Here is a 17,632-nt window from a genome sequence, read left to right as displayed (position 1 = left end):
CGCGCAGGGAGATGACCAAGGTGGAAAGAAAGCTGACGGAGAATCGATCCAGCAGGACGCTGACCCCGGCGGAGTTCGCCGACGTCCGGCGCAAGCTCACGGTGCGCTCGCGGGCCAAGAGGGGCGTCGGAGCCGATCCCGGCTACGCCACCGACCTGCCCGGCGAGCTCAGCCTGCAGCTCACCTACTCCTGCAACCTACGCTGCGACCACTGCTTCCAGTGGAACGACCAGGGCTTCCTGCGCGACTACAGCAGGGACCGGGTCACCGCCGAGCTCGACATCGAGGTGCTCGAACGGCTGCTCCGCGAGACGGACGAGACCAAGCCCAAGACCTGGCTGTGGGGCGGCGAGCCGCTGATGTACCGCCGCCTACCCGAGCTGGTCGAGCTCCTTCTCCGCTACCCCCGCAAGGCCAACATCTGCACGAACGGCCTGCTCATCGAGCGCAACCTGGAGCACCTGCTCAAGCTCGGCAGCAACCTCAACCTGACGGTCAGCCTCGACGGGCTCGAAGCCGACCACGAGGCGCTGCGCGGGCCGAGGTCGTTCTCCAGGACGGAGCGCAACCTCAAGACCCTGCTCGACCTGCGCAGGAGCGGGGACTATCAGGGCGAGGTCACCGTCAACTCCATGGTCAGCAACGCGACGGCGGGCCGCCTCTACGAGTTCATGGAGTGGGCCGAGGAGCTGGAGCTCCACTCGGTCTTCTTCCAGCTGCCCTGGTGGATCACGCCCGAGGCCGCCGCGCGGATGGACGAGGTGTACGCGCGCGACTTCGCCTGGCTCAACCCGCCGCCCCCGCCCGGGCAGGCCACCTGGCACTCCTACACCTACCACCTCGAACCGGAGAACATCCCCGTCCTGCGGGAGTCGATGAGCAGGCTCGCCGGACGCGTGTGGCGGCCCTGGATCCGCTACACGCCCGAGGTGACGCTCGACGACGTCACCGACTTCGCCCTCGGCCGCAGCCGCCTGGTCGCGGGCAAGTCCACCTGCCTGGCGGTCTCCAGCCGGTTGGAGGTGCACGCCGACGGCAAGGTCAGCTCGTGCAAGTTCTTCCCCGAGTTCATCGTCGGGGACATCAGGGACGGGACGCTGGCGGAGGTCTGGCACAGCCCCGCCTTCCGCCGGGTGCGCACCACGCTGCGCGCGACGGGTCTGATGCCCGTCTGCTCGAAGTGCTCCTCGCTCTACGAGAACGGAGTGTGAACCAGATGGACGACCTCCTGCCGCAGATCAAGTCGATGCTGGCCGAGGCCCTGGGCGACGGCCGGGCCGCGGAGGAGCTCGGCGACGACGCGGACATCATCCGCGAGCTGGGCATGGACTCCATCCAGTTGATCAACTTCCTGTTCATGGTCGAGGACAAGTTCGACGTGGAGCTCGACTTCGACCGGCTGGACATCGAGGGGCTGTACTCCATCCGCGCCTTCTGCGGTTTCGTCCTGGCGCACGTCAACGCCCTGGCATGATCGCGATCCTGACCGGCGGCCCGGGGCTCGGCGCCCACGTCACCGGCCTGCTGCTCAGGCGGCGGCTCAAGGAGCTCGGGACGCCCGGCGAGGTCTTCCTGGCCGAGGCGTTCTGGCGGCCGGAACGGCGCGACAGGATCTCCGCCAGCAAGGAGGCGTACCAGCGGGACTTCCGCCTCGCCCGGGTCGGCCAGCGCCTTTTCCGCGATCTGTCGGACGCCTTCGACCCGATGCTGATCGAAGCGGCGAAGAAGCGCTGGCATGACGGCGGGGTCCGCCGTTTCGTCGTCTTCAGCGGTCTCTGGCTGCCCGTCGTGGAGCGTTACGCGGAGGAGTTCGGGGCGGTGCCCGTTGACGTGTGCCACGCCGACTCGGCCAACTCGCCGTCCTTCGCCCGCCGGGCCGAGTCGCTGGGCAGGCACCGGGAGGTGTGGCTGTTCGACTCCGCCGGCAACGACATCCCCTGGACGATCAGGGCCACCACCGAGCCGCCGCTGCGCTGGAAGGATCGGGACAGGCGCGTCCTGGCGCACGGCGGCGGCTGGTCGATGGGCACGTACCTGGAGCGGGCCGCGGAGCTGAGCGCCGAGGGCCTGCCGCTCGACCTCGTGGTGCGCGACGTCGGCGAGGCCCCCGGCCTCGCTCCCGGCTCGCGCCGCTTCATGATGGACCCCTCCTGGAGCCCCTGGCACGACGACGGCTTCCCGCCCTTCGGCGAGATCGTCGCCGGCGCGCCCCCCGTGTACGAGCAGGCCGAGGACCATCACCAGGCACTCGACCTGGCCAGGCACGCCGTGGCCATCATGGCCAAGCTGGGCGGCGGCACGATCCTCGACGCGTTCACCGCGGCGACGCCGATCATCTGCCTGGAGGGGTACGGCGAGCACGAGGACCGTAACGTGCGCTTCTGCGTCGACCTGGGGATCGGCATCACGTTCGAGACGTGGCGGGACACCGGCTTCTCGCCGGAACCGCTCGCGCGGCTGCACCGGCGCCTGCTCGACCTGCGCGACCGGCCCCGTGACTACGCCCGGGAGCTGGCGGCGGAGGGGCGCTAGCCACCGGTGACCTGGGCGTTCTCCCCGTGGTACCCCTGGCTGTACCTCGATTGGGCCGCAGGCGGGAACGACCGCGGGCCCCCGTACCTGGTGTGCTGATCGCTGTCACTCAAGCCCTCCTCTAAGGAGAACGACATGGCAGTCGACAGCCGGCCGCGGAGCGGACTCCGGGGCCTCATCCGCCGCCGTCCGCTGATCAGCTTCTTCGTCCTGGCCGACCTGATGAGCTGGCTCGCCTGGACGCCCTACATCCTCTCGGCGAACGGCCTCGGGGTCTGGGATTTCAGCTTCCCCTCGCTGCTCGGGACCACGCAGTTCACCGGCGTCCTCCCCGGCGCCTATCTCGGCCCCATCTTCGGCGCGTTCATCGTGACCGCGGCCGCGGACGGCAGGGAGGGACTCCGCCGGTGGATCGGGCGGATGACCAAGTGGCGGGTCAGCTGGGTCTGGTACGCCGTGGCCGCCCTCGGCGTCCCCGCCGCCATCATCGTCGCCGGCGTCGCGGTGTCCGGCGAGGACCTCCACCTGCCGCCGCTCGCCGTGCTGGCGGCCTACGTGCCCGGGCTGCTGATCCAGCTCGTCACCACCGGTCTGGCGGAGGAGCCCGGCTGGCGCGACTTCGCCCTCCCCCGCCTGCAGCGCAGGTTCGGCCCGCTGGGCGCCACCCTCGTCCTCGGCCCGCTGTGGGGCGTCTGGCACCTGCCGCTGTTCCTGAGCGAGTGGGGCGGCTGGCCGGACGTCACCTGGATGAGAGTCGGCGAGTTCATCGCCTTCGCCTGCGCCTTCAGCGTGGTCGTCACCTGGGTCTTCAACCGGACCGGCCAGAGCCTGCCCCTGGTCATGCTGCTGCACGTCAGCGTCAACAACTTCATGTCGCTCGCCTACTCGGACATGTTCCCGTCGATCGCCACCGCCGAGCAGGCGAGCCAGGTCACCCTGCTCGCGGGCGCCACGGCGGCGATCGTGGTCCTCATCGCGACCCGCGGCCGCCTCGGCTACCGCCCGGCCGGGGAACCCGTGCCGCAGGAGGCCGATCGCCGCACGGACGTCCTCAGAGGATGACGAGGTGGTCTCCGTGACGCGTGCGCAGCGCGTCGAGGACCTTCGCGAGCGGGCCGCCGCGCGCCTCCGCGTTCGCGGGCCAGACGACGCCGAGCCGGAAGTGGAGATCCGGGTCGTGCAGCGGCACGAGCACGAGGCCCGCCTCGCCGAAGATGCGGCCCGAGATGGTGCTGAGCGTGGTCAGCGACAGGGCTCTGGAATGGGTGACGTGCGCGGCGACCTGCACCGCGTCGTTGTGCGGCAGCTCACGGATCCGGGTGACGCCGCCCGCGCGCAGGTGGTCGCGCAGCCCGTTCATCACCAGCGGATGCACCTTCGGAGAGGTGAGCAGCATCTGCCGGTCGGCGAGGTCGGCGAGGGTGAGCCGGGGGCGGCCGGCGAGCGGGTCGTCGGCGCGCATGGCGACCGCGAAGCGGTACTCCGCGAGCGCGAGGCTGGCGAGACCGCCGGCGTCTACGGGCAGGTGGACGACGGCGAGGTCCAGCTTGCGCGCCGCCAGCAGGCCGAGCAGCCCCGCGGACGGCTCCAGGGTCAGCGGGAGCCCGGTCCCGGGGCTGACCTCGGCGAACGTCTCCAGGACCAGGTCCAGGACCTGCGTGGGGGCGAGCGGCGTGGCCCCCACGCGCACGACCGCCGGCGGCGGGGCGGCCCCGGCGGCCAGCTCGGACAGCGCGTCGAAGCGGGCCAGGACGTCGCGGGCGGGATCGAGGAACGTCCGTCCGAAGGGGGTCAGCTCGACCTGGTGGTAGCCCCGGTCGAACAGGTCGTGGCCGAGCTCCTTCTCCAGCTCGCGGATGCGCCGGCTGAGCGGGGAGGAGGTCACGTGCAGCCGCTCGGCGGCGCGGCCGAAGTGGAGCTCTTCTGCCACGACCATGAAGTAGCGGAGCTGCTGGATGTCCACCCGGACAGGGTATCCGGCCTGCGCAGGCCCACCATGCTCCGCGCGGGCTCACGAGGCCGGGTGGAACACGGGGACCGCCTCACCCCCCTCGGGGCGTTCGAAGGCGACGCGTACGCGCATGCCGCCGTGCACGTCCTCGGGGGCGACCTCGACGATCTGCGCCTGGACCCACGGCTCCTCGTCCAGCTCGACGATCCCGACCACGAACGGCGGCCCGCCCTTGACGTGCACCACGGACCAGCTCACCACCAGCCCCGTCCCGGCCGCGGCCGTCCAGGACAGCTCGGGCGAGGCGCACCGCGGGCACGCGCGCGCCTGCGGCGCGGAATGGGCGCCGCAGGCGCGGCAGCGCCGGATCAGCAGTTCGCCACGGGCGGTGCCGTCGAAGAACTCGGCGGTGGCCGCGTCGCGGTGGACGATTCCCACAGGCATCGGCGTGCTCCTATCGGGCGTGCGGGCTGAGGATCAGGGTGGAGTGATGGTCGAGGAGGCCGCCGTTGCCGCTGACCAGCACCATGTCGTTGCGCGGCGCCTGGCGCTCGCCGCCCTGGCCGCGGGCCTGGATGACGGCCTCTGACAGCGGGGTCATGCCCCACATGTAGTAGGAGGAGAGCTGGCCGCCGCCGGTGTTCACGGCCAGGCTCCCCTCCGGTCCGAGCACGCCGCCGGCCACGAAGGGCCCGCCCTCGCCCTTGGCGCAGAAGCCGTAGTCCTCCAGCGAGATGAGCGCGGTGTAGGTGTAGCAGTCGTACAGCTCGGCCACGTCGATGTCGGCGATCGTGATCCCGGCCATCTTCAGCGCCGTGGGGCCCGACAGGGCCGCGCCGCTGACCAGGCCGAACTCGCTGTCCCTGCCCATGACGTACCCCGGGTGCGCCTGGCCCCAGCCGCGGATGTGGACGGCGGGCTGGGCGAGGCCGGCGGCCCGGTCGGCGGAGGTGACCAGGACCGCGACGCCGCCGTTGCTGACCAGGCAGCAGTCGAGGAGGTGGAACGGCTCGGCGATCCACCTGGAGCTCTGGTGGTCCTCTACGGTGATCGGCTCGCGCAGCTGGGCCAGGGGGTTGCGGGCAGCCCAGGCGCGCTGGGCGACGGCGATGTGGCCGAGCTGCTCGCTCGTGGTGCCGTACGTCTGCATGTGCCTGCGGGCGGCCAGCGCGTACATGGTGTTGGCGCTGTAGATGCCCGAGGCGGCGGTCAGGCCCTGCCAGCCCGTCGGCCGCCGGCCCGCGGCGGCGTAGGCGGCGCCGCCGCCTGCCGACTTGTCCTTCAGCGGGGCGTCGGCGAAGACGCAGGCCACGATGTCGGCCATGCCGGACATCACGGCCATGGCGGCGTACTGGACCATGGCTCCGGCGGACGAGCCGTACGCCTGCACCTCCGACAGCAGGCGCAGGTGGCGCAGCCCGAGGTCGCGCTGGAGGCCCAGGCCGACGTCGCCGGTGATGCCGGTGTTGGTCAGCAGCCCGTCCACCTCGTGCAGCTCGATCCCGGCGTCGGCGGCGGCGAGCCGGACGGCCTCGGCGGCGAACTCGGGGGCGGTCCTGCCGTAGACCTTGCCCATCTCGGTGATGCCGAGACCGGCGATGACGGGGGCGCGGTTCATTGACCCTCCCAGATGGGAGCGCGCTTCTCGGCGAAGGCGCGCGGCCCCTCCTTCGCGTCCGACGAGCGCATGATCGCGGCGCCCTCGGCGGCGGTCCGCTCCCAGGCGGCCCGTTCCGAGGCGACCGTGCCGTCCGCGATGCCCCGCGCGATCCGCTTGCTGGCCTGTACGGCGAGCGGCGCGTTGGCGCCGATCGCCTCGGCCAGCGCGAGGGCGGCGGGCACCACCCGCTCCTGCGGCACGACCCGGTTGACCAGGCCGAGCCGCAGGGCGTCGGCGGCGGTCACGGGCTCGCCGGTCAGCAGGATCTCCATGGCCACCTTGGCCGGCAGCTGCGCGGCCAGCCGGAACGCGCCGCCCGCGCCGGCGATGATGCCGCGCTTGACCTCTGGAAGGCCGAACCGGGCGCTCTCCGCGGCCACCACCAGGTCGGCCCACAGGGCGATCTCGGTGCCGCCGCCGAGCGCGAACCCGTTGACGGCCGCGATGACCGGCTTGGCGATCGGATGCGTCACGCACCCGGCGAAGCCCCAATGGGGTTTGAATCCTTCGGTGGAGAACTCCCCGCGGGCCACCTCCTTGAGGTCGGCGCCGGCGCAGAACGCCTTGTCCCCGGCCCCGGTCAGCACCACGGCCCGGATCCCGGTGTCGGCGTCGGCCTCGTCCAGAGCCTCGCCGACGGCGCGGGTCAGGGCCCCGTTCACCGCGTTGCGCACCTCGGGCCGGTTGAACGTGATCAGCATCGTGTGGTCGCGGCGCTCGACGAGCGCGGCGGGCTCACCCATGGTCAACTCCTTCAGCTGGTTCTTCCAGGACGCCCGCCTCGATGAGCGCCCGGATCTCCGGTTCGGCGAGGCCGAGCAGCTTCGCGGCCACCGTCCTGGTGTGCTCGCCCGCCAGCGGCGCCGGGCGCAGCTCGGGGTCGGCCACCCCGCCGAAGGTCGCCGGGCCGTTCTCGGTCCGCATGGCGTGCCCGATGCGCGGGTGGCGCATCTCGCGCAGGAAGCCGCGGGCGGCGAGCTGGGGATCGTCGAGGTATTCGATCACCCGCTGCATCGCGCCGGCCGGCACGCCCGCCGCCTGCAGCCGTTCCATGGCCTCGCGGGGCGGGGTGGCCGACGTCCACGCGGTCACGGCGGCGTCGAGGAGCCCGCGCTGCGCGCGGCGGCCCGCGGCGGTGGCCAGCCGCTCGTCGGCGAGCAGGTCGGCGCGGCCGATGACGCCGCACAGGCTCCGCCACTGCTCGTCGCCCTCGACGCTCACCACGCACCACTCGTCGTCGCCCGCGCACGGGTAGAGGCCCTGGGGCGCGTCCCATTCGCCGCTGTTGCCGTGGGCGGTGAACGAGCCGGGCTCCAGCGACTCGCGCAGCAGGCTCGTGGACAGCTGGGTGAGAATGACCTCGGCCTGGGAGACGCTGACCGTGCCGCCCCTCCCGGTACGCCGCCGCCGGATGAGCGCGGCCAGCACGGCGACGGCGCCGACCCGTGCGGCGAGATGGTCCGGATAAATGGTGATGGCGTCGCAGAATCCCGCCTCGACGCCGGTGTCCCGCCAGAGCCCGGTCAGCCCGGCGGAGGCGCGCACGAGAGGGCCGTACCCCATGCGGCGGCTCCATGGCCCGGTCGGGCCGAGGGCGCTGCTGTCGGCCATGACGATCCGGGGGTTGAGCTCGCTGATGACGTCGTAGCCGAGCCCCAGCGACTCCAGCGTGCCGGGCTTGAAGTTGGACAGGATCACGTCGGAGGTGGCGGCGAGCCGTTTGAAGAGCTCCAGCCCTTCGGGCGAGCGGAGGTTGATCCCGGCGCTGAGCTTGTTGCGGTGGCCCCAGGCGAAGCCGGCGCTGATGGCCTCGCCGGTCAGCGACTGCCGGCTGCCGTCGGGGTAGGCGCGGCTCTCGATCTTGATGACTTCGGCGCCCTGGTCGGCGAGCAGCCGGCCGAGCTCCGCGCCGACCACGATGACGCCCAGGTCCAGCACGCGCAGCCCGTCGAGCGGCCGCCGCCGGGGCACGTCCCCGGCCGAGGCCGGGGACGGGGTGGGCCCGCCGAGTGGCCGCCGGGTCGCGCCCTCGGCCGGGGCCGGGGTGGCGGGCGGCGGTTCGGCGAAGACCTCGTCGTCGTGCTCCCCGACCTCGGGGGCGCGGCCGCGGAATCCGGCCCGTACGCCGTCCAGCTCGACGTACCCGGACGGCAGCCGGCCCGTCAGGCCGGGCGCGACCTCGGCGTCGACCAGTCCTCCTCGCGCGCGGAAATGCGGGCCGGCGAGCACCTCCCCGGGGGCGAGCAGCGACGCGATCGGCACGCCGCGCTCCTGGCCCTGGGCCACGAGCTCGTCCCTGGTCCGGTCCTTGAACAGCTCGCCGATCAACGCGTGCAGCCGCTCGGTCGCGCCGTAGCGGCCCGCGAGGGTGTCGTACTTGGGGTCGGCGAACTCCTCGGGCTCGCCCAGCCAGCCGAACATCCCCCGCCACTGCCGCTTGGCCAGCACGCAGATCCGTACATATCCATCCGCGCACGGGAAGATCGGGTAGAGGCTGCCCGCGTCGGGGCGGCCGCGCGGCAGCTCCGTGGCCGGCACGCCGCCGGTGGCCGAGCCGCCGATGCCGAAGCCCGGGTCCAGGACCTGCGCGGTCATCTCGTACACCGAGCAGTCGACGTGGTCGCCGCGTCCGGTCTCCAGCCTGTTCGTGTACGCCAGCAGGCCCGCCCAGGCGGCCTGGACGGCCGCCGACTCGTACGCCAGCGGGCCCGGCGGCACGACCGGCGCGCGGCCGGGGATGCCGGAACGCGACAGCACCCCGCCGAGCGCCAGGTGCGTCCAGTCGGTGCCGGCCCAGTCCCGGTACGGGCCGCTCTGCCCGAAGTCGGTGATCGAGATGACGACGAGCGCGGGGTTGCGGGCGAGCAGCGCGTCCGCGCCGAGGCCGAGAGCGTCGAGGGTGCCGGGCCGTTCGGTCTCGATGAGGAAGTCGGCCCCGGCGGCCAGGCCGAGCAGCCGGTCGCGGTCGGCGGGGTCGTGCAGGTCCAGGGTGATGCCGCGTTTGCCGGCGTTGTGCGTGGCGAAGTAGAGGCTCACGCCGTCGTGGAGCGGCTCGCGCCGGCGGGTCGGCGCGCCTCCCGGCGGCTCGACGCGGATGACGTCGGCTCCGAGGTCGGCCAGGAACCGGCCGCACATCTCGGCCTTGCCGTCGGCCAGGTCGATGACGCGTAGACCGGCGAGGGGAAGGTCCCCGGCTGCGGGCATGGTGGATCACCCCACTGTGTGGACGGGCGGGTGCGGAGTACGCCGGACATGACCTGTCCCGCGGATCGTCGAGGACAGGTTCCTGAGGTGAGGCTGCCACGGCGGTCCCGTTCTGAAAACGTCCGAATCGGCAACGTGGCACGCGTCCGGATCGGCAACGTGCGCGGTTGACGTACGGCATCGACCATCACGAAACTCCAGGTCATGGACGTACAGCAGCTTCGGTGCTTCCTCGCGGTCGCCGAGGAGCTCCATTTCGGCCGGGCCGCGGAGCGGCTGCACCTGACGCCCTCACCGGTCAGCCGCTCGGTCAAGGAGCTCGAACGGGAGTTGGGCGTCGACCTGTTCGTCCGCCGCTACCACCAGGTGGAGCTCACCGCCGACGGCGCGCTCCTGGCGGGCCGGGTGCGCGACATCCTGCGGCAGCTGGACGGCCTGAAGGACGTGATCAAGGAGGCCGCCGGTCGCCAGGTGGTGCGCGTGGGCGGCACGCACCTGTGCCCGCCGGCGGTCATGGACCGCTTCCTGGCCCTGGCCGGGCAGGCGCTCCCCGCCCGCACGGTCGAAGCGACGATCGGGCCGTCCGCCGAGCTGCTGCCGGCCCTGGAGCGCGGCGAGCTGGACGCGGCCCTCGTCCACCTGCCGCTGGACCGGCCCCGGCTCGACAGCCTGGTGGTGGCCCGCTACCTGTTCCGCGTGGCGATGCGGGCCGACGACCCGCTGGCCACCGCCTCCGAGCTGACCTTGAAGGACCTCGCGCACCGCACCTTGACCATCGGCCCGCCCACGCCCCAGCCGGTGGCGGTCAACCTGTTCCACGAGCGGCTGAAGGACGCCGGCCTCACCTCGTTCCACCAGATGCCGGACAACGACGCGGTCATGCTGGCCAGCCGCATCCGCCGCGACGGCGGGATCACGCTGACGATCGACCCGCGCAACGGCGGCAGCGCCCGGGTCTACGACGACCCGGCCTTCGCGGTCGTTCCGCTCCGCGACGACCTGGACTTCCTGCTCGGCGTGGCCTGGAACCGGTCGCGGGCGCGGCAGGACGACGTCGTACGGGAGCTCGTCCAGGTGGCACGCCAGGAGTGGGCCGGGCGCCGCCTCACCCTCTGACGGCGGGCACGTTGCGGATTCGCGTACGTGCACGTGCGCGAAAGCGCAATGGTCACCGGCGGTGCGGCCTGCTTACGGTTCCACGCACACCGCTACATGAGGCCTTTGTGAGGCGTTCGCCGCCCGTGCCACAGCGGTGCCTTCGCGCTACCCCCTAGGAGGCCACGATGTCTCAGACACCCCCCTCGCCCGCGTCCGTGTCGGCCGGCGGCATCGACGCCCGCATCGACGCCATGGCGAAGGTCGGGCTCAGCCGCGCCGCATGGTTCGCGCTCATGCTCTGCTTCTTCTTCGCCAACTATGACATCTCCGTCCTCACCATCACGCTGCCCTCCATGCGGGACGAGCTGGGGCTGGCCGGGGCCGAGCTGGGGTACCCGGTCACGTGGAACCTCGTCGGCTACTGCGTCGGCGCGTACGCGTTCGGGCACGTCGCCGACCGGCACGGCCGGCAGAAGGGCCTCGCGCTGACCATCGCCGCGCTCGGCCTCGGCGGATTCCTCACGGCGTTCTCGTGGGACGTGTGGTCGCTGACGTTCTTCCGGTTCGTGACCGGGTGCGGCATGGGCGCAGTGCTCGCGCTCTGCTCGGCCTACATCGGCGAACTGGCCCCCAAGCACCAGCGCGGCGGCTACCTGTCACGCCTCTACATGGTGGGCACCGTGCTGCTCCTGGTGATCGGGTTCGCGTCGCTGCCGGTGCTGGCCGCCTCCGCCGGCGGGTGGCGGTACCTGCTGGCCTTCGGCGGTCTGGTGCTCCTGGTGCTGCCGCTGATCAACGACCGGGCGCTGGTGGAGTCGCCGCGCTGGCTGGTCGCGATGGGCCGTTCCGCCGAGGCCGACCGCATCGTCCGCCGGATGGAGTCCCGCGTCGGCCTGCCCCCGGGCGGGACCGTCTCCGTCCCCGACACCGCCGCGACCGCCGCCGCCGCCGCTGACGCTGACGCTGACGCTGACGACAGGCTGCCGGTCCGGGCCCTGTTCCGGCCCCCGTACCAGAGCCGGATGCTCATCGTGCTCGGCTTCTGGTTCGCCTTCTACATCGCCATGTACGGCTACGCCAGCTACCTGCCGCTCATCCTGGAAGGCATCGGCATCTCGACCTCCGACGCGGTCCTGGTCAGCGTGCTCACCCGCGCCATGCCGCTGGTGTCAGGTCTGGCCGCCGTGCTGCTGGTGGAGCGGATGGAACGCCGCACCATGGTCATCATCGGCACGCTGGTGTTCGCGGCCGCGCTGCTGCTCATCACCCTCGACCTGGGCGAGACGGTCGCCACCGTGGGGGCGCTGTTCAGCTCGTTCGGCATCGCCTTCATGGCCACCCCCGCCTACACCTACACGGCGGAGGTGTTCCCCACCCGGGCGCGGGGCACGGCGTCGGCCATCGCGGACGGGGTCGGCCACCTGGGCGGCGCGGTCGCGCCCCTCGTGGTGCTGCCCGTCCTGACCTCCTTCGGGGCCCGGCCGGCGTCGTTCGTGATGGTGGGCCTGCTCGTGATCGCGGCCGGCATCATCCGTCTCGGCGTCCGCACCCGGGACCGCTCGCTGACGGAGATCGCCGCCTGACGTCCTCGCCCGCGCCGATCCCCCTCAGCTCGCCAGTTCCTCGAGATCGATCGGCCGGCCAGCCGGCTCTTGATCTGCTCGAGCCCCCGGGCGAGCGCCTCGTCGATGGCCGCGCCCAGCCCGAGCCGGGCGGCCACGCCGTACCCGCCTTGCTGGTCAGGACGCGGTCGCCGGCCCGCCAGGGCACCGCGTAGAAAGGCCAGGTCCCACGCGGGTCGCGCTGTCGACGAGCGCGATCTCGTCCGGCGCGCAGTTCAGCAGGCGGGCCGCCGAGGCGTGGACGGCGGCACCCCCGCGTTCAGACGGCCACCACTTCGTAGCCGATCTCTTCGACGGCATTCCTGATCTCCGCGTCGTCGAGCAGGCCGTCCGAGGTGACGGTGACCTGCCCGGTCGCCAGCTCGACAGCCACCGAAGAGACTCCGGCGACCTTGCCGATCTCGGCCTTGACCTTGCCGGCGCAGCCGCCACACGTCATTCCCGACACCTTGTACGTGCTGGTGCTCATTGCCATGGCTCCTCTCCTGCATACCCCTACCAGGTATGTGCAACAGGAGACGGTACGCGGCGATCACCGCCGAGGCAAGCCATACGGGTAAGGGGTATATGAGACCTATGTCACGTTGCGACGCCTATACCCCCTCCAGGTATGGTCCACGGCATGAGAAGGCTTAACAAGATCACCGTTGTCGGCGCTTCGCTGGCAGGACTGCGGGCCGTGCAGACGCTGCGCCAGGAGGGGTTCGAGGGCGAGGTCACGCTGGTCGGCGCCGAGACGCATGTGCCGTACAACCGCCCGCCCCTGTCGAAGAGCATGTTGCGCGGCGACGAGGACATCACGCTCCCGGGCGCCGAGGACCTCGGCGACCAGTGGCTGCGCGGGCGAAAGGCCGTGCACCTTGACGCCCGGGCCCGGACGGTCACCCTCGACGACGGCGCCGAGCTCGGCCACGACGGGCTCGTCATCGCCAGCGGCGCGCGCCCGCGGCGGCTCGACGGGGTGCGCACCCTGCGCACCATTGACGACGCGCTGGCTCTGCGCGCCGAGCTCGACTCGGGGCACGAGCACGTGCTGGTCATCGGCGGCGGGTTCATCGGCGGCGAGGTCGCCTCGACGGCCCGGCAGCTCGGCCGGAAGGTCACCCTGATCGACTCCGCGCCGTACCCCATGCACGCCGGGCTGGGCGAGGAGGCGGCGCGCTGGCTGGCCTCGCACCACGAGCGCAACGGCGTCGAGCTCATCACGAACGTCCGGGTCACCGCCGTGGACGGCGACCGGGTCCGGCTCGGCGACGGCCGCACCGTCGCCGCGGACCTGGTCGTCGGCGGCATGGGCGTGATCCCGAACACCGAATGGCTGGACGGCAGCGGCCTGGCCGTGGACGATGGCGTGCTGTGCGAGCCGACGCTGTTCGCGACCGACTCGGCCGACATCGTGGCCGCGGGGGATGTCGCGCGCTGGCCGCACGCTCACTTCGGCGGGGAGATCGTACGCATCGAGCACTGGTCCAACGCCAACGAGCAGGGCGCGGTCGCCGCCCGCAATCTGCTGGCCGGGGCGGAGAACGCGCAACCATTCGCGGACGTGCCGAACTTCGCCACCCATGTGCACGGCGCCCGCATCCAGACCGCCGGACTGCCGCACCTCGCCGATGCGGCGAGCATCGCCACCGGCTCCCCCGAAGAGGATCGCTTCGCCGTGGCCTTCACGCGGGACGGCGTGCTGGTCGGCGCCGTCGCCGTCAACTCCCCCAAGGACCTGATCAAGCTCAAGCGGGCGATCACGGCACGGGAAAGGCTCTGACGGCGATCACGGCCGAGCGTGATCGCCGCCATCGTCTGCCGCTTCCGCCGCGTCGCGTGCGCTATTCCTCTGGCCGCGAAGCCGACGCCACGAAGAGGGGGAGCGCCAGGAACATGCGTCCGCCGTGGGCGCGCGTCCGCTGATCATTCGCCCACGCCGTCTCCTGTTCGCGGGTGATGGCTCCGGCGGCGCGTGCGCCCTCCGCGATGCCGGTGAGCATGGGCAGCATGGCCGGGTCGGTGAAGACGCCGACGTGCGCCTCCACCTCGACGTCCTGGAAGCCGGCGTCGAGCAGCAGGTTGCGGTAGCGGCGGGCCGCACGGGGATTCGGGATCAGGTCGGCGCGCGCGTGCACGATGGCCCGGGTGAGCGCTGGGTCGTCGGAGTCGATGACGAAGGAGTCCCAGTCCTGCCCGACGAGCACGATACGCCCTCTCGGAGCGAGCACCCGCCTGGCCTCCTCCAGCGCCTTGGCCGCGTCGGCGAGCTCGTGATAGACCTTCTCGGCTCGATACCCGGCGACCTGCCCGTCTTCGAGCGGCAGGTCGAAAGCGTCGCCGAGCCGGAAGTCCGCATCCGGCCGGCGGTGGCGGGCCACCGCGATCATCTCCTCGCTGAGGTCCACGCCGATCGATCTCATCCCGCGCTCCGCGAGCTCGCCGACCGCCCGGCCCGCGCCGCAGCCGACATCCACCACGGCCGCGCCGTCGGGGAGGGTGAGCAGATCGTACGAACGCGCGCGCAACGCGACCGCCCCGGGCAGCGCGTCGGCGACGTCGAGCAGCTTGATGAGTGATTCCATCGAGTCGTTGTCTTTGGACATGCGGGCCAGCATGCGACTTAATGTCGACATGAAGTCAAGTGCGACCATGAGCATCGGTGAAGTCGCGGAGCGGTTCGGCCTGGCGACCCACGTCCTGCGGCATTGGGAGGCGATGGGCCTGATCAGTCCGATCCGCGTCGAAGGAGCGCGCCGCCGCTACAGGTCCGACGACCTCTACCGGGTGGCCGTGATCCTGCGTGGCAAGGAAGCCGGGTTCAGCCTGGAAGAGATCCACGAGATGATGACCACCTCTGACGCGGCGGAACGGCGCGCCGTCCTGCTGCGCCGCCGGGAGGAGCTGGCCCGGCGCATCGCCGAGGCGCAGGCGTCGCTCGAGCTCGTCGACTGCGCGCTGGACTGCGATCACGAGGACCTGGCCGGTTGTCCCCACTTTCAGGCCGTGATCGCGGATCGGATCCCCGAAGCCGTCAGGAGTCGTTGAGGCCGGCCCATGGCGCCCGAGGGGCGACGTCTACTATGGAAAACAGTAGATCAATCGCTACCGGGCGCGGGTGGAGGGGAAACCATGACGACCGGGGACACCAAGGATCGCAGCACGGCGGTTCTCGACGTGAGCGGGCTGCAGTGGGCCTCGGAGCAGAACGTGGTGCGTGCCGTGCTGAGCCGCCGCCCCGGTGTGATCGAGGTCGAGGTGAACCCGGTCGGGCAGAGCGCCGTCGTGGTGTTCGATCCGAGGGTCACGTCCTTGGCCGAGCTTCGCCGCTGGGTACAGGAATGCGGCTACCACTGCGCGGGGCAGTCCGTACCGTCGCACGTCTGCGATCCCCTGGCAGAGCCCGACCCGCCGGACGTCGCCCCGGCCGTCCGGGAGGCGCCTGCCGAGCATGGAGAGCACGCGGCTCCGTCGCCGCACGAGATGATGGGGCACGGGGGCCATGGCGCCATGTCGATGGAGGCCATGGTGGCCGACATGCGCAACCGGTTCCTGGTGGCGGCCGTGCTGTCCGTCCCGATCCTGATCTGGTCCCCGATCGGGCGCGAGGTGCTGGGGCTGGACGTGCCGGTGCCGTTCGGGCTGCGCGAGGACGTGTGGGCGTTGCTGCTCAGCCTGCCGGTGATCTTCTACTCGTCGTGGATCTTCTTCGACGGCGCCGTACGGGCGCTGCGGGCCCGCACGCTGGACATGATGGTGCTGGTCGCCGTGGCGATCGGGGCGGGCTGGCTGTACTCGCTGTACATCACGCTGACCGGCGGCGGCGAGGTCTTCTACGAGGCGGCGATCGTGCTGGCGGCGTTCGTGCTGCTGGGGCACTGGTTCGAGATGCGGGCCAGAGGCGGCGCCAACGACGCGATCCGCGCGCTGCTCGACCTGGCCCCGCCCAAGGCCGTGGTGATCCGCGACGGCGAGCAGGTGGAGATCCCCACCGCCGAGGTCGTGGCCGGGGACGTCCTGCTCGTCCGTCCCGGCGCGAAGATCGCCGTCGACGGCGCGGTCATGGAGGGCGAAAGCGAGGTCGACGAGTCGATGGTCACCGGCGAGAGCGTGCCGGTGCACAAAGCCCCCGGTTCGGCGGTGGTCGGCGCGACCATCAACAAGAACGGCACCCTGCGCGTCCGGGCCACCAAAGTCGGCGCCGACACCGCCCTCGCCCAGATCGTCAAGCTCGTCCAGCAGGCCCAGAGCTCCAAGGCTCCCGGGCAGCGCCTGGCCGACCGGGCGGCGTTCTGGCTCGTCCTCGTCGCGCTCGCCGGCGGCGGGCTGACGCTCGCGGTGTGGCTGCTGTCGGGCGCGGCGGCCGGCACGGCGATGCTGTTCGCCATCACCGTGGTCGTGGTCACCTGTCCCGACGCGCTCGGGCTGGCCACCCCCACCGCGATCATGGTGGGCACGGGTCTGGGCGCCAAGCGCGGCGTGCTGTTCAAGAACGCCATGGCGCTGGAGACCGCGGCCCGCGTCCAGACCGTGGTCATGGACAAGACCGGCACCCTGACCAGGGGCGAGCCCGAGGTCACCGATGTGATCGCCGACGGGATGGCGGAGGCCGAACTGCTGCGGCTGGCCGCCGCCGTCGAGCGCGAGTCCGAGCACCCGCTGGCCGAGGCCGTGGTCCGCTACGCCGACGCGCACGCTCCCGGCGTCCCGCGGGCCGCCAGGTTCGAGAACGTCCCGGGTCACGGCGCCACGGCGCAGGTGGACGGACGCCGGGTCGTGGTGGGCAATACGAAGCTGATGCAGGCCGAAGGCGTGGACCTGGGCCCGCTGGCCTCCCGGCGCGAGGAACTGACCGCAGGCGGGCGTACCGCGGTTGTCGTCGCGGTGGACGGCCGCGCGGCCGGCGTGATCGGCATCGCCGACGCTCCCCGCGACAGCTCCCCGGCCGCGGTAGCGGCGCTGCACGAAGCCGGCGTCGAGGTCGTCATGCTGACCGGCGACAACGAGGCCACCGCCCGGCGGATCGCCGGGCAGCTCGGCATCGACACCGTGATCGCCGAGGTGTTGCCGGGCGACAAGGCCGCCAAGATCGCCGAGCTGCAGCGCGACGGGCGCAAGGTCGCGATGGTGGGCGACGGCGTCAACGACGCCCCCGCGCTCGCCCAGGCCGACCTCGGCATCGCCATCGGCGCGGGAACCGACGTCGCCATCGAGACCGCCGACGTGGTGCTCATGCGCTCGGATCCGCTCGACGTACCGACGGCGCTGGTCATCGGCCGCGGCACGCTACGCAAGATGCGGCAGAACCTGGGCTGGGCGATCGGCTACAACACGATCGCGCTGCCGATCGCGGCCGGCGTCTTCGAACCCGCCTTCGGCCTGGTGCTGCGCCCGGAGATCGCCGCCCTGTCCATGTCCGGATCGAGCTTCATCGTCGCGGTCAACGCACTTGCCCTCAAGGGACTCCGCCTGCCGCGCCCTGCCGCTGCCGGAGACTGAGCAGAGGAGCCGAGCGGCCCAGGCCAGGCGGCCCTGTGGCCCGAAGGCGAGGATCACCTTCGGGCCACAGGGGGCGGCTCCTTA

Annotated in this window: 16 protein-coding genes; 9 read left to right on the top strand and 7 right to left on the bottom strand. The window is 72.0% G+C overall.

The genetic code is table 11. The features are described from left to right. The first annotated feature begins 20 nt into the window (after positions 1-20). The 4 genes from H4W80_RS00080 to H4W80_RS00065 all read left to right on the top strand — a co-directional run bounded on the left by H4W80_RS00080 (position 21) and on the right by H4W80_RS00065 (position 3,594). Positions 21-1,211, top strand: coding sequence for a radical SAM protein (locus H4W80_RS00080; protein ID WP_318786620.1), 1,191 nt, complete (start codon positions 21-23; stop codon positions 1,209-1,211). Between the two features lie 5 nt (positions 1,212-1,216). Beyond that, the gene (locus H4W80_RS00075; RefSeq protein WP_225963153.1) at positions 1,217-1,474 is read left to right on the top strand and encodes an acyl carrier protein; all 258 of its coding nucleotides are present in this window, start codon (positions 1,217-1,219) and stop codon (positions 1,472-1,474) included. Then, positions 1,471-2,532: a hypothetical protein gene (locus H4W80_RS00070; protein ID WP_192783163.1), complete on the top strand. Its 1,062-nt coding sequence runs from the start codon at positions 1,471-1,473 to the stop codon at positions 2,530-2,532. The genes H4W80_RS00075 and H4W80_RS00070 overlap by 4 nt, the downstream gene beginning before the upstream one ends. A 135-nt stretch (positions 2,533-2,667) precedes the next feature. Continuing rightward, positions 2,668-3,594: a CPBP family intramembrane glutamic endopeptidase gene (locus H4W80_RS00065; RefSeq protein WP_192783162.1), complete on the top strand. Its 927-nt coding sequence runs from the start codon at positions 2,668-2,670 to the stop codon at positions 3,592-3,594. Here the strand turns inward: H4W80_RS00065 and H4W80_RS00060 are convergent. From H4W80_RS00060 to H4W80_RS00040, 5 genes are read right to left on the bottom strand one after another with little or no spacing between them, the layout of a single operon-like run. Further along, positions 3,584-4,495: a LysR family transcriptional regulator gene (locus tag H4W80_RS00060; RefSeq protein WP_192783161.1), complete on the bottom strand. Its 912-nt coding sequence runs from the start codon at positions 4,493-4,495 to the stop codon at positions 3,584-3,586. The genes H4W80_RS00065 and H4W80_RS00060 overlap by 11 nt on opposite strands. A gap of 48 nt (positions 4,496-4,543) precedes the next feature. Beyond that, positions 4,544-4,927, bottom strand: coding sequence for a Zn-ribbon domain-containing OB-fold protein (locus tag H4W80_RS00055; RefSeq protein WP_192783160.1), 384 nt, complete (start codon positions 4,925-4,927; stop codon positions 4,544-4,546). A gap of 10 nt (positions 4,928-4,937) precedes the next feature. After that, entirely contained in the window at positions 4,938-6,101 is a 1,164-nt protein-coding gene (locus tag H4W80_RS00050) for a thiolase family protein (RefSeq protein ID WP_192783159.1), read from the bottom strand. Continuing rightward, positions 6,098-6,886 (bottom strand): enoyl-CoA hydratase-related protein, encoded by a 789-nt coding sequence (locus tag H4W80_RS00045; RefSeq protein WP_192783158.1) that lies wholly within the window; start codon positions 6,884-6,886, stop codon positions 6,098-6,100. Before H4W80_RS00045 ends, H4W80_RS00050 begins: the two co-directional genes overlap by 4 nt. Continuing rightward, positions 6,879-9,347, bottom strand: a complete 2,469-nt coding sequence (locus tag H4W80_RS00040; protein WP_192783157.1) for a CaiB/BaiF CoA transferase family protein — start codon at positions 9,345-9,347, stop codon at positions 6,879-6,881. Before H4W80_RS00040 ends, H4W80_RS00045 begins: the two co-directional genes overlap by 8 nt. Positions 9,348-9,551: 204 nt before the next feature. Between H4W80_RS00040 and H4W80_RS00035 the strand changes: the two genes are divergently transcribed. Further along, positions 9,552-10,463 carry a LysR family transcriptional regulator gene (locus H4W80_RS00035; RefSeq protein ID WP_192783156.1) on the top strand — a complete coding sequence of 304 codons (912 nt, stop codon included), beginning with the start codon at positions 9,552-9,554 and terminating at the stop codon, positions 10,461-10,463. A gap of 167 nt (positions 10,464-10,630) precedes the next feature. Further along, the gene (locus tag H4W80_RS00030) at positions 10,631-12,028 is read left to right on the top strand and encodes an MFS transporter (RefSeq protein WP_192783155.1); all 1,398 of its coding nucleotides are present in this window, start codon (positions 10,631-10,633) and stop codon (positions 12,026-12,028) included. A gap of 298 nt (positions 12,029-12,326) precedes the next feature. Here H4W80_RS00030 and H4W80_RS00025 read toward each other — a convergent pair whose 3' ends face one another. Then, positions 12,327-12,536, bottom strand: a complete 210-nt coding sequence (locus H4W80_RS00025; protein ID WP_192783154.1) for a heavy-metal-associated domain-containing protein — start codon at positions 12,534-12,536, stop codon at positions 12,327-12,329. A gap of 153 nt (positions 12,537-12,689) precedes the next feature. Between H4W80_RS00025 and H4W80_RS00020 the strand changes: the two genes are divergently transcribed. Further along, positions 12,690-13,832 carry an NAD(P)/FAD-dependent oxidoreductase gene (locus H4W80_RS00020; protein WP_192783153.1) on the top strand — a complete coding sequence of 381 codons (1,143 nt, stop codon included), beginning with the start codon at positions 12,690-12,692 and terminating at the stop codon, positions 13,830-13,832. 61 nt (positions 13,833-13,893) lie between these two features. Here the strand turns inward: H4W80_RS00020 and H4W80_RS00015 are convergent, their stop codons facing one another. Further along, entirely contained in the window at positions 13,894-14,655 is a 762-nt protein-coding gene (locus H4W80_RS00015) for a methyltransferase domain-containing protein (protein WP_192783152.1), read from the bottom strand. 46 nt (positions 14,656-14,701) lie between these two features. On the opposite strand from H4W80_RS00015, the gene H4W80_RS00010 reads away from it, so the two are divergent. Then, positions 14,702-15,097 carry a MerR family transcriptional regulator gene (locus H4W80_RS00010; RefSeq protein WP_225963152.1) on the top strand — a complete coding sequence of 132 codons (396 nt, stop codon included), beginning with the start codon at positions 14,702-14,704 and terminating at the stop codon, positions 15,095-15,097. An 84-nt stretch (positions 15,098-15,181) separates the two neighbouring features. Continuing rightward, entirely contained in the window at positions 15,182-17,548 is a 2,367-nt protein-coding gene (locus H4W80_RS00005; RefSeq protein WP_192783151.1) for a heavy metal translocating P-type ATPase, read from the top strand. The last annotated feature ends 84 nt before the right edge of the window (positions 17,549-17,632 follow it).

The organism is Nonomuraea angiospora (genome assembly GCF_014873145.1).
Taxonomy (GTDB): domain Bacteria; phylum Actinomycetota; class Actinomycetes; order Streptosporangiales; family Streptosporangiaceae; genus Nonomuraea; species Nonomuraea angiospora.
The sequence above is the reverse complement of the archived record's forward strand: the minus strand, read 5'-3'. Positions and strand labels throughout refer to the sequence as shown.

Excerpts from the sequence above, each read along its gene's own strand:
- H4W80_RS00070 (WP_192783163.1), top strand. The coding sequence starts at position 1,471 with ATGATCGCGATCCTGACCGGCGGCCCGGGGCTCGGCGCCCACGTCACC.
- H4W80_RS00020 (WP_192783153.1), top strand. The coding sequence starts at position 12,690 with ATGAGAAGGCTTAACAAGATCACCGTTGTCGGCGCTTCGCTGGCAGGA.
- H4W80_RS00035 (WP_192783156.1), top strand. The coding sequence starts at position 9,552 with ATGGACGTACAGCAGCTTCGGTGCTTCCTCGCGGTCGCCGAGGAGCTC.
- H4W80_RS00040 (WP_192783157.1), bottom strand. The coding sequence starts at position 9,347 with ATGCCCGCAGCCGGGGACCTTCCCCTCGCCGGTCTACGCGTCATCGAC.
- H4W80_RS00010 (WP_225963152.1), top strand. The coding sequence starts at position 14,702 with ATGAGCATCGGTGAAGTCGCGGAGCGGTTCGGCCTGGCGACCCACGTC.
- H4W80_RS00075 (WP_225963153.1), top strand. The coding sequence starts at position 1,217 with ATGGACGACCTCCTGCCGCAGATCAAGTCGATGCTGGCCGAGGCCCTG.
- H4W80_RS00050 (WP_192783159.1), bottom strand. The coding sequence starts at position 6,101 with ATGAACCGCGCCCCCGTCATCGCCGGTCTCGGCATCACCGAGATGGGC.
- H4W80_RS00055 (WP_192783160.1), bottom strand. The coding sequence starts at position 4,927 with ATGCCTGTGGGAATCGTCCACCGCGACGCGGCCACCGCCGAGTTCTTC.
- H4W80_RS00025 (WP_192783154.1), bottom strand. The coding sequence starts at position 12,536 with ATGAGCACCAGCACGTACAAGGTGTCGGGAATGACGTGTGGCGGCTGC.
- H4W80_RS00030 (WP_192783155.1), top strand. The coding sequence starts at position 10,631 with ATGTCTCAGACACCCCCCTCGCCCGCGTCCGTGTCGGCCGGCGGCATC.
- H4W80_RS00045 (WP_192783158.1), bottom strand. The coding sequence starts at position 6,886 with ATGGGTGAGCCCGCCGCGCTCGTCGAGCGCCGCGACCACACGATGCTG.
- H4W80_RS00005 (WP_192783151.1), top strand. The coding sequence starts at position 15,182 with ATGACGACCGGGGACACCAAGGATCGCAGCACGGCGGTTCTCGACGTG.
- H4W80_RS00065 (WP_192783162.1), top strand. The coding sequence starts at position 2,668 with ATGGCAGTCGACAGCCGGCCGCGGAGCGGACTCCGGGGCCTCATCCGC.
- H4W80_RS00015 (WP_192783152.1), bottom strand. The coding sequence starts at position 14,655 with ATGTCCAAAGACAACGACTCGATGGAATCACTCATCAAGCTGCTCGAC.